General features: G+C 35.5%; 13 protein-coding genes and 5 pseudogenes. 9 read left to right on the forward strand and 9 right to left on the reverse strand.

What is annotated here, in order from left to right; genetic code table 11:
- The 6 genes and pseudogenes from CWATDRAFT_RS20525 to CWATDRAFT_RS20555 all read left to right on the forward strand — a co-directional run.
- Positions 1 to 422 (forward strand): transposase (locus CWATDRAFT_RS20525; protein WP_007306834.1); only part of this gene is annotated, 422 nt, incomplete at its 5' end.
- A gap of 671 nt (positions 423 to 1,093) precedes the next feature.
- Positions 1,094 to 2,195: pseudogene (locus tag CWATDRAFT_RS40175) on the forward strand (ISAzo13 family transposase).
- A 440-nt stretch (positions 2,196 to 2,635) separates the two neighbouring features.
- Complete coding sequence (locus tag CWATDRAFT_RS20540; protein ID WP_007303370.1) at positions 2,636 to 3,217, forward strand: helix-turn-helix domain-containing protein; 582 nt, start codon at positions 2,636 to 2,638, stop codon at positions 3,215 to 3,217.
- Between the two features lie 64 nt (positions 3,218 to 3,281).
- Complete coding sequence (locus CWATDRAFT_RS20545) at positions 3,282 to 3,923, forward strand: transposase (protein ID WP_007306836.1); 642 nt, start codon at positions 3,282 to 3,284, stop codon at positions 3,921 to 3,923.
- A 102-nt stretch (positions 3,924 to 4,025) separates the two neighbouring features.
- On the forward strand, positions 4,026 to 4,589 hold the full coding sequence (locus CWATDRAFT_RS20550; protein WP_007306837.1) for a S1 family peptidase: 564 nt from the start codon (positions 4,026 to 4,028) through the stop codon (positions 4,587 to 4,589).
- Positions 4,590 to 4,668: 79 nt separating this feature from the next.
- On the forward strand, positions 4,669 to 6,294 hold the full coding sequence (locus tag CWATDRAFT_RS20555; protein WP_007306838.1) for an IS1634-like element ISCwa1 family transposase: 1,626 nt from the start codon (positions 4,669 to 4,671) through the stop codon (positions 6,292 to 6,294).
- 378 nt (positions 6,295 to 6,672) lie between these two features.
- On the opposite strand, the pseudogene CWATDRAFT_RS20565 reads toward CWATDRAFT_RS20555, so the two are convergent.
- The 5 genes and pseudogenes from CWATDRAFT_RS20565 to CWATDRAFT_RS20585 all read right to left on the reverse strand — a co-directional run.
- Positions 6,673 to 7,500: pseudogene (locus CWATDRAFT_RS20565) on the reverse strand (transposase); the annotation flags it as partial.
- A gap of 296 nt (positions 7,501 to 7,796) precedes the next feature.
- On the reverse strand, positions 7,797 to 9,293 hold the full coding sequence (locus CWATDRAFT_RS20570) for an IS66-like element ISCwa4 family transposase (protein ID WP_007306846.1): 1,497 nt from the start codon (positions 9,291 to 9,293) through the stop codon (positions 7,797 to 7,799).
- Between the two features lie 65 nt (positions 9,294 to 9,358).
- The gene (locus CWATDRAFT_RS41905; protein WP_412093236.1) at positions 9,359 to 11,161 is read right to left on the reverse strand and encodes a WD40 repeat domain-containing protein; all 1,803 of its coding nucleotides are present in this window, start codon (positions 11,159 to 11,161) and stop codon (positions 9,359 to 9,361) included.
- Between the two features lie 12 nt (positions 11,162 to 11,173).
- Positions 11,174 to 11,968 (reverse strand): nSTAND1 domain-containing NTPase, encoded by a 795-nt coding sequence (locus CWATDRAFT_RS41910; RefSeq protein ID WP_007306844.1) that lies wholly within the window; start codon positions 11,966 to 11,968, stop codon positions 11,174 to 11,176.
- Positions 11,916 to 12,269 (reverse strand): caspase family protein, encoded by a 354-nt coding sequence (locus tag CWATDRAFT_RS20585; RefSeq protein ID WP_007306843.1) that lies wholly within the window; start codon positions 12,267 to 12,269, stop codon positions 11,916 to 11,918. The genes CWATDRAFT_RS41910 and CWATDRAFT_RS20585 overlap by 53 nt, the downstream gene beginning before the upstream one ends.
- 158 nt (positions 12,270 to 12,427) lie before the next feature.
- Between CWATDRAFT_RS20585 and CWATDRAFT_RS20590 the strand changes: the two genes are divergently transcribed.
- Positions 12,428 to 12,757 (forward strand): hypothetical protein, encoded by a 330-nt coding sequence (locus CWATDRAFT_RS20590; RefSeq protein ID WP_157134134.1) that lies wholly within the window; start codon positions 12,428 to 12,430, stop codon positions 12,755 to 12,757.
- A gap of 193 nt (positions 12,758 to 12,950) precedes the next feature.
- On the opposite strand, the gene CWATDRAFT_RS20595 is transcribed toward CWATDRAFT_RS20590, so the two are convergent.
- The 4 genes and pseudogenes from CWATDRAFT_RS20595 to CWATDRAFT_RS41915 form a co-directional block, all read right to left on the reverse strand.
- Positions 12,951 to 14,435, reverse strand: coding sequence for an IS1380-like element ISCwa5 family transposase (locus tag CWATDRAFT_RS20595; protein WP_007306842.1), 1,485 nt, complete (start codon positions 14,433 to 14,435; stop codon positions 12,951 to 12,953).
- A gap of 525 nt (positions 14,436 to 14,960) precedes the next feature.
- The gene (locus CWATDRAFT_RS36100; RefSeq protein ID WP_081450994.1) at positions 14,961 to 15,140 is read right to left on the reverse strand and encodes a hypothetical protein; all 180 of its coding nucleotides are present in this window, start codon (positions 15,138 to 15,140) and stop codon (positions 14,961 to 14,963) included.
- Between the two features lie 96 nt (positions 15,141 to 15,236).
- A complete protein-coding gene (locus CWATDRAFT_RS41450; protein WP_081450995.1) occupies positions 15,237 to 15,848 on the reverse strand; it encodes a transposase in 612 nt (203 codons plus the stop codon).
- Positions 15,849 to 15,954: 106 nt separating this feature from the next.
- Positions 15,955 to 16,877 (reverse strand): annotated as a pseudogene (locus CWATDRAFT_RS41915) (ISAzo13-like element transposase-related protein).
- A gap of 452 nt (positions 16,878 to 17,329) precedes the next feature.
- Between CWATDRAFT_RS41915 and CWATDRAFT_RS42155 the strand changes: the two are divergent.
- Both CWATDRAFT_RS42155 and CWATDRAFT_RS20615 read left to right on the forward strand, forming a co-directional pair.
- Positions 17,330 to 17,509: pseudogene (locus CWATDRAFT_RS42155) on the forward strand (ISH3 family transposase); the annotation flags it as partial.
- Between the two features lie 89 nt (positions 17,510 to 17,598).
- Positions 17,599 to 18,346 (forward strand): annotated as a pseudogene (locus tag CWATDRAFT_RS20615) (IS66-like element ISCwa4 family transposase); the annotation flags it as partial.

Below are 18,346 nucleotides of genomic sequence, written 5' to 3' on the forward strand. Positions count from 1 at the left end.
TTTCTGAACATATCCAGAGAACGATTAAGATTGATGAAAAAGCAGAATGGATTTGCATTGTAGATCAACTCAACACTCATAAATCGGAAAGCTTAGTCAAATTAGTAGCAGAAAGCTGTGGAATTACTATTGATTTGGGGAGAAAAGGAAAGGAGGGGATTTTGCAATCTATGGACAGCAGAGCAGATTTTTTATCAGATGAATCTCATCGAATTCGCTTTGTTTATATTCCCAAACATACATCGTGGCTTAATCAAATTGAGTGTTGGTTTTCGATCTTAGTCAGGCGTTTACTCAAAAGAATTACTGTCCGTTCAACTGAAGAACTATCCCAAAAAAATCTCAATTTTATTGATTACTTTAATCAACATTTTGCTAAGCCGTTCGTTTGGAAATTTAAGGGCTTTAAAGATCATAAGTAACTGGTGGATTATTTTTGCTAAGCTGCACTAGTTGTTACTTTCTGCTTTTACTCCCGCTTCAAGGATTGATGGCTAATCTCTACCTTGGGGAATATGCTTTCACCCTAATACCGGGGGGATAGGACTTGTGTTTTCTAGGATACTGGCACTCACCTATAAGATTATGAAGTTGTCATCAGTTAAGGATTAAAGTGCGTACTCCACCCTGTATGGGTTACTTAACTGATGCCAGTCGTCCCCCTATTTCTAGGTTTAGACTGAACGAATCGCACTTATATGAAGCGGATAAATCAGCATTATACTGTTTACCAGATGGGAAAACGCATAAAGAATAATTCTTTTTACTACGTTTAACTTTCCCACTACCATCAAAAGCATAAGGTGATTTCCGAGAAAGCTTTTCCCATAGGGGGTAATCGCTTGGACTAAAGGCTTTCAAGAAATAAAAGGAACAGAGAGTTAGCGGATCTTGGTACACAACTTTAAAATTTCATAATTGGCTTGTCTGAAAAAACAGAAGAAATAGATTAAAATGAAGAGGTAAAAAGATTAGAGAGAGTAAATTGAAGCTAAAACAGACAAATCATCCCTTAACCCCGTCGATGGTCGATGATTTACGTTTAGCAGCCTCAAAAATGACGGGAGCAGAGCGTCGTTCATTTCAAGCTGAAATGTGTCTCAAGTATTGTGGAGGAAGTGCCAGACAAACCGAAATCGTGTTTGGTTGGGGGAGAAAAAATGTTCAACTTGGATTACATGAAAAACGAACTGGGATAGTGTGTTTAGGATTACAATCAGTCAATAGTGGATGTAAAAAATGGGAGGAAAGATACCCAATAGTTGCCCAATCATTGAAAGAAATAGCCGAAGCTCACGCACAACAAAACCCCACATTTAATAACCCCATTGCCTATACAAGATTAACGGCGGCTGAAGCCATTAAACAATTAAGAAATCTAGGATATAATGGAGAGGAGGTTCCTGCTGCTTCGACAATGGCAGATATTTTAAATCGTTTGGGCTATCGATTAAGAAAAGTGGTAAAAGATAAACCTAAAAAAAATCTCGGAGACGGACGCTATCTTCGAGAATATAGAGAAAAAAGATAGAAAAAAAGACCCTTCTGTGAAACGTTTAAGTATGGATTGTAAAGCAACTGTGGAAATAGGAGAATATTCACGTGGCGGACAAACCAGAGGTTATAATCAAGCTCAAGATCATGATATGGGAACTAAAGAAAAATACGTTCCTTGTGGGATTGTAGATGAAGATACAGGGCAACTTTATGTAACTTTTGGAAGTTCTTATAAAACGAGTGATTTCATGGTAGATAACTTGGAGCAATGGTGGACAAGTCTGAGTATAACTGAAAAGCAGCAACTAGAGAACATCCAAATTAAAGTTGATAATGGAGCAGAAAATAGTGGAATAAGAAGGCAATTTTTGAAGAGAATGGTAGAGTTTGCCGACCAAACTAAGAAATCTATTCAATTACTATATTTTCCTCCTTATCACAGTAAATATAATCCCATAGAAAGATGTTGGGGAATTTTAGAGAGGCATTGGAACGGAACACTTCTGAGAAATGCTCAAACGATGTTAGCTTGGGTAAAAACTATGACATGGAAAGGCTTAAATCCGATAGTTAAGTTAAGTAAAAAAGTTTATCAAAAAGGCATTTCTTTAACGAAAAAAGAGATGAAGGAAATTGAGAAACGTTTAGAACGTAATCCTCACTTACCTAAATGGGATATTTTGATTAGACCCAGTTAGTCTAAAAAGTTAATAAGAGTGTAAAATTAAGTGAATTTCCTTTTTAAAAATAGTCAAAGCTAATTTAAAAGTTAGCGTATTTCTTTCTTTTAGATAGGGAGGTTTTTGTTCGCGGAAAGTATCCGCGAACAACTTTTTATTTTTCCCTTTTCGCTTATTTGAGATGTTCTACAAACAGATTCTGAGAATGGGTGGGAAACTTTTTCTTGGAAAGCACCTAACTAGCTTTGAATCAATGGTAGCATTTGTGGTCATAACCCCCACTATACATAAAAATCCCCGATTTTACCTTTATGTTGTCAAGACAGATTCTTTATTGCGGTGAGCAATTACCTCAAGAAACAAGAAAAAACCTATTAAAAAACTGGTTAACACTAGTGCAGCTTGGCGAAAGTAATCCACCAGATTTTTTACAGAAACTTTCGTGACTAGCCACGACAATGTGTTTCAATGAAACTAACGGAAGAATCTCGAAGTTGATGTCCATGATAAAAGCATTGCCAATTAACCTCTCCAACCTACAGAAAACAGTACTCCAACAAATAGTGAGAGGGACAACAAACCCCTATCGCCTTGTTAGACGAGCCAAGCTAATCTTAGCCGCAGCATCAGGAGAGAGCAATAGTTCGATTAGTCGAAGATTAGAATTAGACCGAGTACAAGTGCGTCAGTGGCGATCGCGATGGTTTGAGGAGAGAGAAAAACTGAGTGCCGCCGAAGAACAACAGGTAACGGAGAAAGCATTAATGGTCTTGATCAAAGGAATTTTAAGCGATCGCCCAAGACCTGGAACAACAAAATCCTTTACGGTCGAACAAGTAGTCCAGATTGTAGCGATCTCTTGTGAAGAATGTGAAAAATCAGACAGACCAGTGAGCCATTGGACACCTTCAGAGTTGGCGGATGAAGCCATAAAAAGAGGAATTGTCGAAAAGATTTCCCCCCGTAGTGTGGGGCGTTTTTTAAAAAGAAGCGACATTACAACCACATCTCGTTCGTTACTGGTTAAATGCCAAAATTGATGATCCCTTAAAATTTAAAAAGCAAGTCAAATATATCTGTGAACTTCATCAAGAAGCTAAAACTTTGTTAGAACAAGGAATTCATTTAATTAGTACAGATGAAATGACAGGGATTCAAGCTCTTGAGAGATTATTTCCGAACAAAAGAATCAAGCCTAAACAAGTAGAAAAAATCGAATTTGAATATGAAAGACACGGAACTTTAAGCTTGATTGCGAACTGGGATGTGGCAAGAGGAAAAGTTGTTAGTCCCTCTATTGGACCGACAAGAACAGAACAAGATTTTTCTGAACATATCCAGAGAACGATTAAGATTGATGAAAAAGCAGAATGGATTTTTATTGTAGATCAACTCAACACTCATAAATCGGAAAGCTTAGTCAAATTAGTAGCAGAAAGCTGTGGAATTACTATTGATTTGGGGAGAAAAGGAAAGGAGGGGATTTTGCAATCTATGGACAGCAGAGCAGATTTTTTATCAGATGAATCTCATCGAATTAGCTTTGTTTATATTCCCAAACATACATCGTGGCTTAATCAAATTGAGTGTTGGTTTTCGATCTTAGTCAGGCGTTTACTCAAAAGAATTACTGTCCGTTCAACTGAAGAACTATCCCAAAAAATTCTCAATTTTATTGATTACTTTAATCAACATTTTGCTAAGCCGTTCGTTTGGAAATTTAAGGGCTTTAAAGATCATAAGTGACTGGTGGATTATTTTTGCTAAGCTGCACTAGTTAAAAAATTACGTTCTACTGCGAGAATTATTGCCACTACATCTGAGGGGGCGAGTATTGGTACAGGTTGGGTGATTCAAAGACAGGGAAATACAGTCCTGATCGTCACTAATCGTCATGTTATCAGCGACAATAAAAGTAAACGTCCCAGTGACACCATTGAAGTTGAATTTTACAGCACCCTTGATGATATCCAACGACCCCGTTATAAAGCTACAATTGAGGAGATAACAGACAGTCGAGAAGACTTAGATTTGGCGGTTGTAAAAGTTGTAGGAATTCCCGAAGATATTGAACCTTTAACTATGAAATCAGGTTGGATACAACGAAATTTAGAAATTACCATTATTGGTCATCCTTATAACATAGAAAGTCCTTGGTCGGTAGTTAAAGGGGATGTGATGAACTATAACCCCAATAACCAATATATTCCTTTAGACGCTCTCGTTGCTGACGGGAACTCTGGGGGACCGGTTCTCAATGCAGACGGTGAAGTTATTGCTATGATGGTGCGTATTAGATTTGAGGATGATATTGTTCTTATCAATGATCGAGAAAGCAAACTTTTCTTAGAGCCCAGATTCCGCACTTCAAAAAGTAGCATTAAATACTACAAGCCTGGGGTTAATAATTAAGTATAATTTCTTAAGCTCTTGAAGACAAAAAAGTGGGATAATTGCTTAAGTTGTTTCCTCTGTAAAAAAAGAGCGAAAAATGTCTTATTTAGAAGAAATACAAGTTAAAAATTTAGACCATTTAGGGATAGTAGCTGGTTTAATTGATGAAATAGGAATAGTCAAAATAATTAATAATAAATTAGGAATAGATGTTAGAGAAAAAATCTCAGCAGGTACAGTAGTTAAGTCTATTTTAATCAATGGACTAGGATTTGTTTCAAGACCTCTATATTTATTCAGTCAGTTTTTTCAAGATAAAGCCATTGAGAAATTGTTAGGAGAAAGAATTAAACCTGATTACCTTAATGATGATAAAATTGGGAGAGTAATGGATGAATTATATAAATATGGACTAAATGATATTTTTATTGAAGTAGTTTTAGAAGTAATTAAAAAATTTAAAATAGACCTTAAATACTCCCATTTAGATTCCACATCATTTCATTTAGATGGAGAATATAAAAGGGAAGAAGATAAAGAGAAACAGGAAGAAGAAAAAATTATTAAAGAAAGACCAATTTTTATTAAGAAAGGATATTCTCGGGATCATAGACCAGACTTAAAACGATGTGTCTTGGATTTAATAACAAGCCAAGATGGAGATATTCCATTATTTGTGAGAGTAGGAGATGGAAATGAATCTGATAAAGCTGTATTTGGAAAAGTTTTAGTAGAATTCAAAAAGCAAATAAAGTTTGATAGTATCATGGTTTGTGATAGTGCTTTATATGGTCAAGAAAATCTCCAACTAATCCAACATTTAAAATGGATAACGAGAGTTCCAATGACCATAAAAAAAGCAAAAGAATTAGTGCAAAATATAGAGGTGGAAGAAGTAAAAGATGAAGATAAAGAAAAAAGAAGTGACCTAAATTTAGAAAGTTATACCTGGAAAGAAGAAATTGTTACTTATGGTGGAATCAAGCAAACTTGGTTAATAGTCTTGAGTGAAAAAAGACAGAAAAGTGATTTGGACAAACTAGAAAAACAACTTTCCCAAGAAGAGAAGAAATCCCAAAAATTTCTTAAAGAAATACAATCTGAAGAATTTGAACATCCTCAAGCTGCTCGATATAAATTAAAAGCTATTAATAAAAAATTGAGATTGTTGGAAATAAAAGAAGTTGAACTGATTGAAACTTACTCGAAAAAAAAGGAAAAGATTTATAAAATGATTAGTCTGATCATCAAAAAAGATGAAGAGATAAGTAGAAAGACTAAAGAAGCAGGAAAATTTATTTTAGCAACTAACTTAGTAGAGGAAAATAAATTAGAAGCTAGTGAAATTCTGATAACTTATAAAAACCAGCAATCTACGGAAAGAGGATTTCGATTTTTGAAAGATCCCTTATTTTTTACTGATAGTTTCTTCGTTGAAAAACCAGAAAGAATAGAAACAATGTTATTTTTAATGTCTTTGTGTTTGTTGATTTATAACTTGGGGCAAAGAGAATTAAGAAATTGTTTAAAAAGAGTCAAAAAAGGAATAAATAATCAAGTAGGGAAAGTAACATTGCGTCCGACTTTGAGGTGGATATTTCAATATTTTCAAGGTATTCATTATGTGATTTTAAACGGAGTCAAACAAATTGTCAATTTAACAGAAGAAAGGCGTTTTATATTGAGTTTATTACCTGCATCTTGTGAAAGATATTATCTATAAATTGAATTGGATAAAGCAAAAATAATAAAAGAATAAGAGTCTAATGATATCAAATGAGAAGAGGAAACTCTCCTTCGTTTGTGCTGAGTCTTGCTAAGTTTTCAATGAGTATAAATCTTCTTAATTTGATTATTTTTCCTAAAAATTTAATGAAAAGAGAAATATTCTTGCCCAGGTATGATTTTCGGACTTTTTAAAACTATGTATTTTTTTATACTACATTTTGAAGTGCGGAATCTGGGTTTAAAGCCTTTTCTAACTCAGATATAGCTTCCTCAGACTTTGTTCTCCCTAACAACTCTACTTTATATTGACAAATAACTGATTTTGTGAAACAAAATTTTGAATTAGGGTTTGCTGAAAAAGTTTCTCCAAAATTTATGCCACTTTTGACCAAGAATTTTCTAAAAAATCAATAAGTTTTAGTACATAAAAATTGTTTAAAGTATAATCAAAATTAATGGAAGGCGGTTTGATGAGTTCCCCTGTTCTATTATTAGTAAATAAGGACAAAAAAAGCGACAAAAACTGCCTCAGAAGTTTACAAAGATTGACAACTAAAAATGTAATACCAATAGATGTAATGGAGGTTTCAGGGAGTTTTGTCATCACGAGATTTAGGCTAAATCTTCGTTTAGCTTGTCCAAACTTTCCCTCAATAGCATTACGGAAGCATTCATCGGAGTGGGCTTGTTTCTTTTCTTCTTCACTGACATTTTTCGGAGGTCTTCCTAACTTCGGACCACTGATTCTTATCCCTCTTTCCTTACACCAATTTCTGTTTTCCCTAGTTCGATAAATTTTATCTACATGGACGGATTCGGGATAATAGCCAAACGTTTCTTTATACTTTTCTACTTGTTCTTTTAAATGACAAGATTCATTGAAGTTTTCCCAACTTATTTTGTCTAGAAACACATAGTTATCTACACAGCTTACTGAGAGTTTAGCTCCAAACTCTATTGGTTTTCCTGCTTTTCCCCTCACTATTGGACGAATATGCGGTTGAGTTAAACTTACAATTCTTTGAGGAACACTCTGGGTCTTATTCTCCCACATTGACTGTTGTTGTTCATAAACTTTTTTGACAGTCTCTAGACAATTTTTCTGTCTTTTACTCAGATTTTCCAGGGAAGCCCCAGCTTGAATTAAGTCTTCTATATTTCCTAAATTTTTCTTAAGGTATTTTAACTGTTTCGTAACTGCTCACCGCAACAAAAAAGTCTTATTGAAAAGCACTACAAACAACATCAGTTGAGTCAACAAAAATATAAGCCCTGTGATTTAGCGTAAAATTTAAGCTAATTTATTACGGCTATTTTAATGACTAACATTCCCAGAATCAAGTCTTTTAAAAACCTCAAATAAAAACAACAATATGAGAAAAAAAGAATAGTAAGATAGTTTTTTGTTAGCGGAGATTATCCGCTAACCCTGTTTATTTTTGTGCAGAGAGATAGGGCGATCAAGAAAAATCTATCCCCCATCGGCTCCGGAGCCTTTTACATCTCTAATCCTGGGGGACTCCGACCAGCTAATGAAAATAATTCGCATAATTGGACAATGGCATTTTGCCCCTGTAATCTCATGGTCTCTAAAAAACTGAACATTTGGGTGACTAACTCTGCACCCCAGTCGCTTCTTGCTCCCCCACTTACTTTGCGGTGAATGACAATGGGACGTAAAGCTCTCTCAGCATCATTATTATCTGGTTTGACTTCAGGATAAGTTAGAAAGGTGAACCACTCTTCCCAATGACGTTTGAGACGGTTAATCAATCTTTGTGCATCATAAGGCCATCCTTTTTTGGGAGTTGCTTTAAAAATCTTTTGCAGTGAGTTCTCGACTTCTGTTCTTTTGGAGCCTAAGTCTTCAAGGGTTAAATTTCGACCATGATAATGACGATAATGGATACGGGCGGTTGCTAAAACTTGCTGTACATCGGCAGCAAATTCTCGATTCGCTTGAAAACGACTGGTTTTAAGGGACTCTAACTCTCGTTCTAAATGTGCCAGACATTTCTGTTTGGCCATCGCACTTTGTCTAAAGTAGGCACTATAGCAGTCACTGGTGAGGATGCCCTTAAAATCTGCTCCTAACAATTTCTCGACTTCTGCGGAGCTTCTAGTGGGAGCCAACATCAACACACAGACCTCATTTGATGTGGCTACCCAAACCCAATACTTGATGCCATCGATGCAATAACTGGTTTCGTCAACACATCGGATTCCTGGCTGCTGGATGTACTTTAACCACTGTTGGGTCAAGGGTTCTAAACTTTCTTGAAACCATTTGTGCATTTTGGCAAGGCTCCCTTGAGAAATGGGAATGCCAAAGACATACTCTATAAAATGTTCCTGTTTACGCCATGTAAGATTACCCCCATAGCCAAGCCAGCCCACGATGCTACTTAATCGCGCCCCATAACTGAATCCTTCTTTAACTCCCAATGGAACAGGACTGTAATCTGACCATCCACAACTAGGACATTTATAGAATCCGCGACGATATTCCCTGATTTCTATGGGTTGGTCTACTACTTCAGCCACTTGCTGGACTTTTTCGGGAACTACTTCATCTCGTTCCACTGAACCCCCACAAACAGGACAGTTTTCTAGTTCTAAAGGGACTATCTTATCGGGCTGACCAAAACCATTACGGGTCTTCCCTGGGTGGTCATATTTTGGTCCGCGTTTAAATCCTTTTTTGCGTTTCTTTTTGTCAGAAGGCTTTTTTAGTTGGTCTGATGATGGGGGGACTGAACTGTTTTTTGAGTTACGGTTTTTTAGCTTATCTCTCTCTTCTTTCAATTTTTCAATTTCTTGCTGTTGTGTAGAGATTTGTTGTTGTTGCTGGTCAATCAGTCTTTGTTGAAGAGATAACTGTTGTTGTGCCTTGACTAGCCACTCAATCATGAAGACATTGTTCGCCAACTGTTCATCGGCGATAGCTCTAACTAGCTTTGAATCAATGGTAGCATTTGTGGTCATAACCCCCACTATACATAAAAATCCCCGATTTTACCTTTATGTTGTCAAGACAGATTCTTTATTGCGGTGAGCAATTACGTTTTGGCTGCTATTTCTGCGGTTTGTGCTTCACTTTTTGCCTCATCTTCCATATCTACCGAAGCAACAGACAGCAACACAGGATGAAACCGTAATCTCTCACATCCTACTTTTAACAGGGATGATACTTTAAGACCACGCCACACCTTCACCGTGTTGTCATAACTCCCAGAGACTATGTTCCCTTCCGGGGTGATGGCCACTGTCGTGACAATATCTTGATGACCTTGTAGGGTATGGAGAAAGGTTCCCTGGGGACTCCACACTTTCACGGTGGTGTCATCACTCCCAGAGATTATGTTTCCTTCCGGGGTGATGGCCAGGGTCCAGACATAATCTTGATGACCTTCAAGGGTATTGCGTTCCCTCACCTGATCGATCGCAGCATACAAACTCGATCGCACTTCTGGTAATACCTTGGGAACTTGCCAAGCATTGAGATTATCTCCTGTAGTAGCAATGGCTAACACAAGAGGTTCTAAAGGTTCAACGGGAAACAAGTTCTTAACGGTTGCTGCTTGTTCTTTCAAGGTGGCCACCTTGGCCCGTTTATTGGAGTCGATCGCAAAGAAAGTAGCTACAATAGCCATTAAAGCAACAAAACCGAAAACCCCTCGATTTCGCCAACGACGGATTTCATCTTGTCGAGAACTAGCATTAATACACTCTTCAGCGACACCATCCAACATCCCCAAATGACCATAGTTTTTGAGATATTCTTCAGCTTCTCCTAATTTTGAACCTTGCAATAAATCAGCCGATTTTCTGCCTTTATTGTGCCATTCTTGCCCTTCTTCTTCTATTTTGCGTTCAGTTACCATCGCTGCACGATATTGATATTGCCATTGTCGCAGTTGTTGCCAATGTCTGATTAATGCTTCATGAACCACATCAATTTGTATTTTTGAGGGTTGATCGTTAATAATTTCTACTAGATCAACTAATTTTTTTGTTCTTTTTTCTCTTAACAACTTAGCTAAAAGAAATAGATTAACCCGACAGAGAAAAACTAAAACAAATTTATAACTTATGGATTGAGTTTGGATATCCCGAACAATGAGACGATTTTTGTCACTGGCCAATTTTTGGCTAACTGTATTTAACTGCTCAAAAGTGTGATATTGATTGACTAAATTATTCAAACAAACTCTTCTACGAATATCATAAGTGTCTCCTACTTGGGTTAATTCTAAAAAGATTCTTTTAGCAATTTCCCTTTCTTTTTCATCTAAATCAGCAAACACCTTCTTTGCACGTTTTTCGATAGTTCCTTCAATTCCTCCTAAGTCTTCATAGGTTTTCAGGGTTAAAAAGCGTTCTCCTTGGTTTCTAGTTTCTTGCCATAACTGGGTTAAAGTACCTTCCAGTAAAGGTAAACTACCTGGATAATCTTCTACATCGTTAATTAACTGTTGTTTTAAACTGCTTTCTATATCCATCCCTGATTTTTGAGCAGGTTTAACAATCACTTCTTCAATTTCTTTTCGGTTTAAATGTTCAATATTAATATAGGGTTTATCTAGACGAACAACTAAATTTTTATATTCCCGTAACCGTCCCCGAAAGTCTGAACGCATCCCGATAATAATACGAAGATTAGAATGAGTATTTAATAAATCAATTAATCGTTTAAAAAATGTTTCACAGGTGCTTTCATCGCACATGGTAAAAGATTCTTCAAACTGATCAATGATCATGATAATAGGGTTTTGATCCCCCCAACCCCCCTTACTAAGGGGGGTTATATTTTCTGATTCCTCCTCTTGAGAAGATGGGACTATTTTTTCTCTTTTTTCCAGTCCCCCCCCTTCTCAAGGGGGGGTTAGGGGGGGATAATTCACTTCTGGAGAAGGGAGATTTAAGGATAGAAAATTCCACACCTTTTCTAATTGTTGTAAGGGTTTTTCTGTAGGAGAAAAAGGCGTTAAATAAGTCCATGACTTGCTTCCTTTTATAACTTGTCTGAATTTTAATTTATATAATAAACCGGCCCGTAATAATGAAGATTTTCCACTATCAGAAGCACCGAAAACAACAATTAATCTATCTTTTTGAATACGATAAATTAGATTTTTAGTTATTTTATCACGTCCATAAAACACCTCTGCATCTTCTGAATTTTCTCTAAAATAGGAAAGAGAACGATAAGGACATTCATCTTTAAAATTAGCTAAAGTATAACGATTTGTTAATAAAATAGACCCTGAAGAATTGGCAATCAAAGGACGCTGAGAAGTTTGCGCCATTTGCTTTTCAATAAATTGTTTTAACTTATGACTATCAACAATTCCATCAGCATAATTATCAGGATTTAATCCTTTTAATAAAGTTTTGGTAAATAATCCTTGTTCATAACTAATTTCTAACCCTGTTTCAAAGGATCTCGTGGCAGTAATCAAACAATAATCTTTGTTGTTAGGAAGGTACTTAATTAGTTCCCCACTAAAACAACAATCTAACCAAATAATGATTTTTTTAACTGGACTTGTTTCTATTTGTTCCCCCAACCAACTCAGAGGAATACCATAGATTTCTTGATCAGGAAGAACATCGCTAGTTGCTAAAAAAAGTATCCTCTTTATTATCAACAATTTTACGCCATCCATGACCCGAAAAATAAAATAAAGCGAGATCAGGGGTTTCCTGTAGAGAACGAGGGTTAAAAAGATTCTTAATTTTTTCTTTTAAATCCTCTACTTTTATCCCCCAACTGCTAACATTAGGTTTACTACCTTTTTTATGAGGTTGTTGTGGTAAACGTTGGATGCGAAACGTCTCATAACCGTAGTTTTCTAACTGTTGTGCAACATCTTCTGCATCCTTTGTTGCTACAATTAAATTATCTAAAGTTGTAAAACTAGGATATTCCTCAATTCCAACAATTAACGCTTCCCATTGTCGTGTCATGATCTTTATTTTATAATAGTATTCGTAATCTTAAATTCTTTAAGAAAAATAAAGATAATTATCACCATTATACCCTTGTAAAAAGAGAATTTTCTCATAGTTAATAATTTCTTTTTTTTTATTTTACCAACTGCAAAAACAACATAATGAAAATAGAAATGCACAAGACAAAACTAGCGTTTTTACTCGCATTAAGCGATCTTAAAAATCCTCTCAATGAAGAAGAAAAACAAACCTTAACGGATATTGCCAAACATTTACATATACAACCCTTAGCATGGACAAATCATACCGAACCCATGTTATTAAAAATGATCCAATCTAACCCACAATTAAATAAACAATATAACCAGTATACAACTCAATTTGAGCAACTCCCAGAAAAATCACAAATATTGTCAGGAATAGAACAAGAAATTAAATCTTTAATGGTTAACCCGGATTTCTCACAAATTAATTTGAAAGCCCAATCCAGAGATGAAAAATGATAATTTTTAGGACTAATAGAAATTTTGAATATAGATGAATAAAAAAATTGACTTTGATTATCCAAAAATTGAGTTTAAGAGGGAATAATTATATTAACTTTTGATTTTCTCCACTATAAATAAGACTAAATGAAAGTATCAGTCAGTCAACAACTTATGATAGATATCTTTTTTAAAAAACAACTTATTCTACTTATCCAGTATTAGGAATAGTTTTAATTCTTTTGTTAGCAATAGACAAAATATCTTGATAAGGACAAGCACTAGCTATAGCGATAATAATTCTTCTACAACTAATCTTTATTCTGGCTCCCAACTTAAGAAGATTTAGACGTATTCTTCCCACAGTTGCTTTAGCCAATGAAGTTTTTTTTAAACAGTGTTGACGAAAAGCATTTATGAGAACATAAGCCCAGGAATGTATCCATAATCTTAGTTTATTACTTTGAAATGTTTGAGTTGAAGTTCTATGAGCTAACAAGTCTAATTGTTGTTCTTTAATCCGATTTTCCATCTCGCCTCTCGGACAGTATTTTTTTGTATAAAGTTTTGAGGGTGGAATTTTTGAAGCGGGCAAAGATGTCACCACATGGCGCATTTTTAAGCCATCACTTCCATAACAAACTTTTGTCACTACTCTTCTTTGACAACTCCATGACTTTTCTGTTTTATAACGAATAGAGCGATACCAAGTAGAAATTGGTACTAATTTTTTAACTTCTTCTAAATCTTCTTTTTTCTGAAATAAACTATCCATTAATTCAGTTATTGGAGCTAGTTTTTTTTCATATTCATGTTTGGCTTTTTCAATTACATCATCCGCTCGTAACTTAAGAACGCCATTTGTTCCCATAGCTATAACATAATCAACTAAAGGCTGATTTTCACAAAAATAGAAGATTTCTTCACGGGCATAGGCACTATCACCCCTAACTAGGATATGAGTCTCTGACCATTTTTCTCTAATTAGTCCGATAATTCTTTGTAATTCGTCTAAGGCTCCATCGGCTGGATCTACATTAGATGAACGAAGTTTAGCAACTAATAAATGATGCCCACAGAAAATATATAAAGGAGCATAACATACTCCGTGATAATAACTATTAAAAAATGCCCCTTCTTGATTACCATGTACTTGGTCATCCGTGACATCCATATCTAATATAATACTTAAGGGAGGTTTTTTATAAGACTCTAAAAAAAATTCGACAAAAGATTTTTCAACGGCTTCAAAGTTGGGTTCTATTTTATGATAACGACTCGTTTTTTGGTCGAGAATAGTCTCAGGACAATATTCCAATCTATTAATTGTACTTTTTCCAGCTAACCATCCCTTTTTATCTTCAAGTTCATTAAGCTTTTCTAAAGCGATCTTAAGGGCAGGATCGTGACGTAATTTATCATGATCATTGACATCTTCATAGCCTAAAATAATTCCATAAAGCCTTTGTGCTAATAACTCATGAACGGAATTATCTACATAATATTGATGACGATGATCTTGAAAACAGTTACCAAACTTCTCGGTAATTCCCAGTTTTTTATCCAACTCAGCTATCCAGACAATCCCCGCATCTGAAGTGATTAGTCCCCCATCAAAATTAGCGATTATTTCTTTTCCTTTCTGTTTACTAAAGTTGATTACTTGACGAGGGGTTCGGGGATGACTGGGACTCATTAAATCAGTTTAAGGTAAATTGCTTTAATAATTAAATTATAGCATATTTTATTCTAACAATCTAGTACTATTAGAGATTTTATTAATAATTTTTTTGGAAAAATGAGTGATTGATTTATCTTTTCATCTTTGTCTAATTCGGGTTGATTTTAACTTAAAATCTGACAACAGACTGTTGGTTGGGGAAATCTGCGATCGCTCTGTTCAAACCCACTTCCTGTAAGGCTTCTGTGTTTGGCAATCGCAGATTTTGTGAGAAATTCGGGTTTAGCTCTCCCCTTTCTGTTGTTACCTGCCCTTACTTCTACGATACGCCCCAATTAATTCCTTGAACAGCAGCTTAACCAGCTTATCCCCAACTCTGGACTTTCCCCATTGCTTTAGGGAATTATTTCCAGGACGTTCGGGGTCGATTTTTCCTAGGAGTTACGCATTGACAAATTAACTTAAATATGAGTAGCTTTAAAGAGAGACAACGATCGCTAATTATTAGAGTCATTAAAATTGACGTAATAATAACAATAACTAATCTATAAATGCTTCTGATTTTCTGACTATAAATTTATTGATACCACATAATTGTTTGAGCGCACGATGGTAACATTCAATAATCCAATGAGTTGTTTTCAACAAAGTAAATAGAGTTTTATCTGTTTCTCTTAAGTCTTTATTTTCTTTGTCAAATAAAATATAAAAACGAAGCATCCCGTTTTTGAAATGTTTCTTAAATACTTTAACTTCGCCAAACTCTTTTAAGTAAACAATTGTCCCATTTTCCTCTATTTCTAAGCTTTCAACGGATTAATATTGTCCTTTAACGATTGATACTTGTCGATTTTTAGCTATTCCTATCATGAAACCTAATTCTTGTTTTTTCAAAAATTTAAGGTTCTCTTTAGATGAATACCAACTATCACCAGTTACATAAATTGGCCTCAGTCCCCAAGCTAAAACTTCCGATAGCATCATCCGAAAATAATCATTTTTAGACAGATTATCTTCTTTATCATAAAGTCGATAATTTAGAGGGACTGAAATTCCATTAGGGTCAGTATATAATAAAGTAACTAAATTAATTCCTTTGATAGTTTTATGTTTATTTCCTGACCAGAAATAACCAATAAATTTACTTAATTTAGGATTACTATAAAGTTTTTCAATGACTGTATCATCAATACTTAAGGTTCCCCCACTCAGTTCAATGTGCTGTTTAAATTCATTGAATAAATCAACAGGTTTATAGCTTTCTCTTAATAAAAAACGGTTAACACTATCATGAGATAAATCCTCAAATATCTCGGATAAACGATTACGACCCGAATATTTGGATTCAGCAATTAAATAGTAAGTATAGAGTTCTAAATGACATTTAGCCGTTGATTTCTTCGTTATAGTTCGGATATCTACCTCCAGTTCTTATAATCCTCTCTATTTTATCAGTTTTTTGCTTTTTGTTAACAGCGATAGCTTTCTCTGTTTGGACTATGCACATTCTAAACCATCTGTCAATGCGTAACTCCTATTTACTGTGATAAGGAGGAAAATATAGTAATTGAATAGATTTCTTAGTTTGGTCGGCAAACTCTACCATTCTCTTCAAAAATTGCCTTCTTATTCCACTATTTTCTGGTCCATTATCAACTTTAAATTGGATGTTCTCTAGTTGCTGCTTTTCAGTTATACTCAGACTTGTCCACCATTGCTCCAAGTTATCTACCATGAAATCACTCGTTTTATAAGAACTTCCAAAAGTTACATAAAGTTGCCCTGTATCTTCATCTACAATCCCACAAGGAACGTATTTTTCTTTAGTTCCCATATCATGATCTTGAGCTTGATTATAACCTCTGGTTTGTCCGCCACGTGAATATTCTCCTATTTCCACAGTTGCTTTACAATCCATACTTAAACGTTTCACAGAAGGGTCTTTTTTTCTATCTTTTTTCTCTATATTCTCGAAGATAGCGTCCGTCTCCGAGATTTTTTTTTAGGTTTAGCTTTTACCACTTTTCTTAATCGATAGCCCAAACGATTTAAAATATCTGCCATTGTCGAAGCAGCAGGAACCTCCTCTCCATTATATCCTAGATTTCTTAATTGTTTAATGGCTTCAGCCGCCGTTAATCTTGTATAGGCAATGGGGTTATTAAATGTGGGGTTTTGTTGTGCGTGAGCTTCGGCTATTTCTTTCAATGATTGGGCAACTATTGGGTATCTTTCCTCCCATTTTTTACATCCACTATTGACTGATTGTAATCCTAAACACACTATCCCAGTTCGTTTTTCATGTAATCCAAGTTGAACATTTTTTCTCCCCCAACCAAACACGATTTCGGTTTGTCTGGCACTTCCTCCACAATACTTGAGACACATTTCAGCTTGAAATGAACGACGCTCTGCTCCCGTCATTTTTGAGGCTGCTAAACGTAAATCATCGACCATCGACGGGGTTAAGGGATGATTTGTCTGTTTTAGCTTCAATTTACTCTCTCTAATCTTTTTACCTCTTCATTTTAATCTATTTCTTCTGTTTTTTCAGACAAGCCAATTATGAAATTTTAAAGTTGTGTACCAAGATCCGCTAACTCTCTGTTCCTTTTATTTCTTGAAAGCCTTTAGTCCAAGCGATTACCCCCTATGGGAAAAGCTTTCTCGGAAATCACCTTAATGAAAAATTTTAATCTCAGTAGATCACAAAGTCAGTTTCGGAAAGGCGAAAAATTAATCTGCGATCGCCAAATTCCGTTGAAACATCCCGAAAAAATCGCCAAAGCATAAGTTTATCTTATATACTAAGGGGCTGACATTAAAAGGGATATAAATAACCTTGACCGATTTACTGACGAAATTAGCTTTAACCTCTGTCTCAAACTGACTTTGTGATCTACTGAGTCTATGTTGTTTATAAAGTTAAGACCAGCTTGGCTCATATTCGACAAAGTTATCGTCAACGTTTTGGCATTGAAAGTAGTTATCGACTTAAAAATATTTGTCGGATTAGAACGACGACTAAAAACCCGATTATCAGGCTTCTATTTGTTGGTATTTCTTTTCTTCTTGTCAATATTTGGGTTAACTTTCGAGGAGCGAAAAAGTAATTGCTCACCGCAATAAAGAATCTGTCTTGACAACATAAAGGTAAAATCGGGGATTTTTATGTATAGTGGGGGTTATGACCACAAATGCTACCATTGATTCAAAGCTAGTTAGAGCTATCGCCGATGAACAGTTGGCGAACAATGTCTTCATGATTGAGTGGCTAGTCAAGGCACAACAACAGTTATCTCTTCAACAAAGACTGATTGACCAGCAATAACAACAAATCTCTACACAACAGCAAGAAATTGAAAAATTGAAAGAAGAGAGAGATAAGCTAAAAAACCGTAACTCAAAAAACAGTTCAGTCCCCCCATCATCAGACCAACTAAAAAAGCCTTCTGACAAAAAGAAACGCAAAAAAGGATTTAAACGCGGACCAAAATATGACCACCCAGGGAAGACCCGTAATGGTTTTGGTCAGCCCGATAAGATAGTCCCTTTAGAACTAGAAAACTGTCCTGTTTGTGGGGGTTCAGTGGAACGAGATGAAGTAGTTCCCGAAAAAGTCCAGCAAGTGGCTGAAGTAGTAGACCAACCCATAGAAATCAGGGAATATCGTCGCGGATTCTATAAATGTCCTAGTTGTGGATGGTCAGATTACAGTCCTGTTCCATTGGGAGTTAAAGAAGGATTCAGTTATGGGGCGCGATTAAGTAGCATCGTGGGCTGGCTTGGCTATGGGGGTAATCTTACATGGCGTAAACAGGAACATTTTATAGAGTATGTCTTCGGCATTCCCATTTCTCAAGGGAGCCTTGCCAAAATGCACAAATGGTTTCAAGAAAGTTTAGAACCCTTGACCAAAAAGTGGT

The sequence above is a fragment of the Crocosphaera watsonii WH 8501 genome (assembly GCF_000167195.1).
GTDB lineage: Bacteria > Cyanobacteriota > Cyanobacteriia > Cyanobacteriales > Microcystaceae > Crocosphaera > Crocosphaera watsonii.

What these genes read in the sequence shown, in the direction of transcription:
- CWATDRAFT_RS20540 (WP_007303370.1), top strand. Translation starts at nt 2,636, where the DNA reads ATGTGTTTCAATGAAACTAACGGAAGAATCTCGAAGTTGATGTCCATG.
- CWATDRAFT_RS20555 (WP_007306838.1), top strand. Translation starts at nt 4,669, where the DNA reads ATGTCTTATTTAGAAGAAATACAAGTTAAAAATTTAGACCATTTAGGG.
- CWATDRAFT_RS41910 (WP_007306844.1), bottom strand. Translation starts at nt 11,968, where the DNA reads ATGGATGGCGTAAAATTGTTGATAATAAAGAGGATACTTTTTTTAGCA.
- CWATDRAFT_RS20585 (WP_007306843.1), bottom strand. Translation starts at nt 12,269, where the DNA reads ATGACACGACAATGGGAAGCGTTAATTGTTGGAATTGAGGAATATCCT.
- CWATDRAFT_RS20590 (WP_157134134.1), top strand. Translation starts at nt 12,428, where the DNA reads ATGCACAAGACAAAACTAGCGTTTTTACTCGCATTAAGCGATCTTAAA.
- CWATDRAFT_RS20595 (WP_007306842.1), bottom strand. Translation starts at nt 14,435, where the DNA reads ATGAGTCCCAGTCATCCCCGAACCCCTCGTCAAGTAATCAACTTTAGT.
- CWATDRAFT_RS36100 (WP_081450994.1), bottom strand. Translation starts at nt 15,140, where the DNA reads ATGCTTCGTTTTTATATTTTATTTGACAAAGAAAATAAAGACTTAAGA.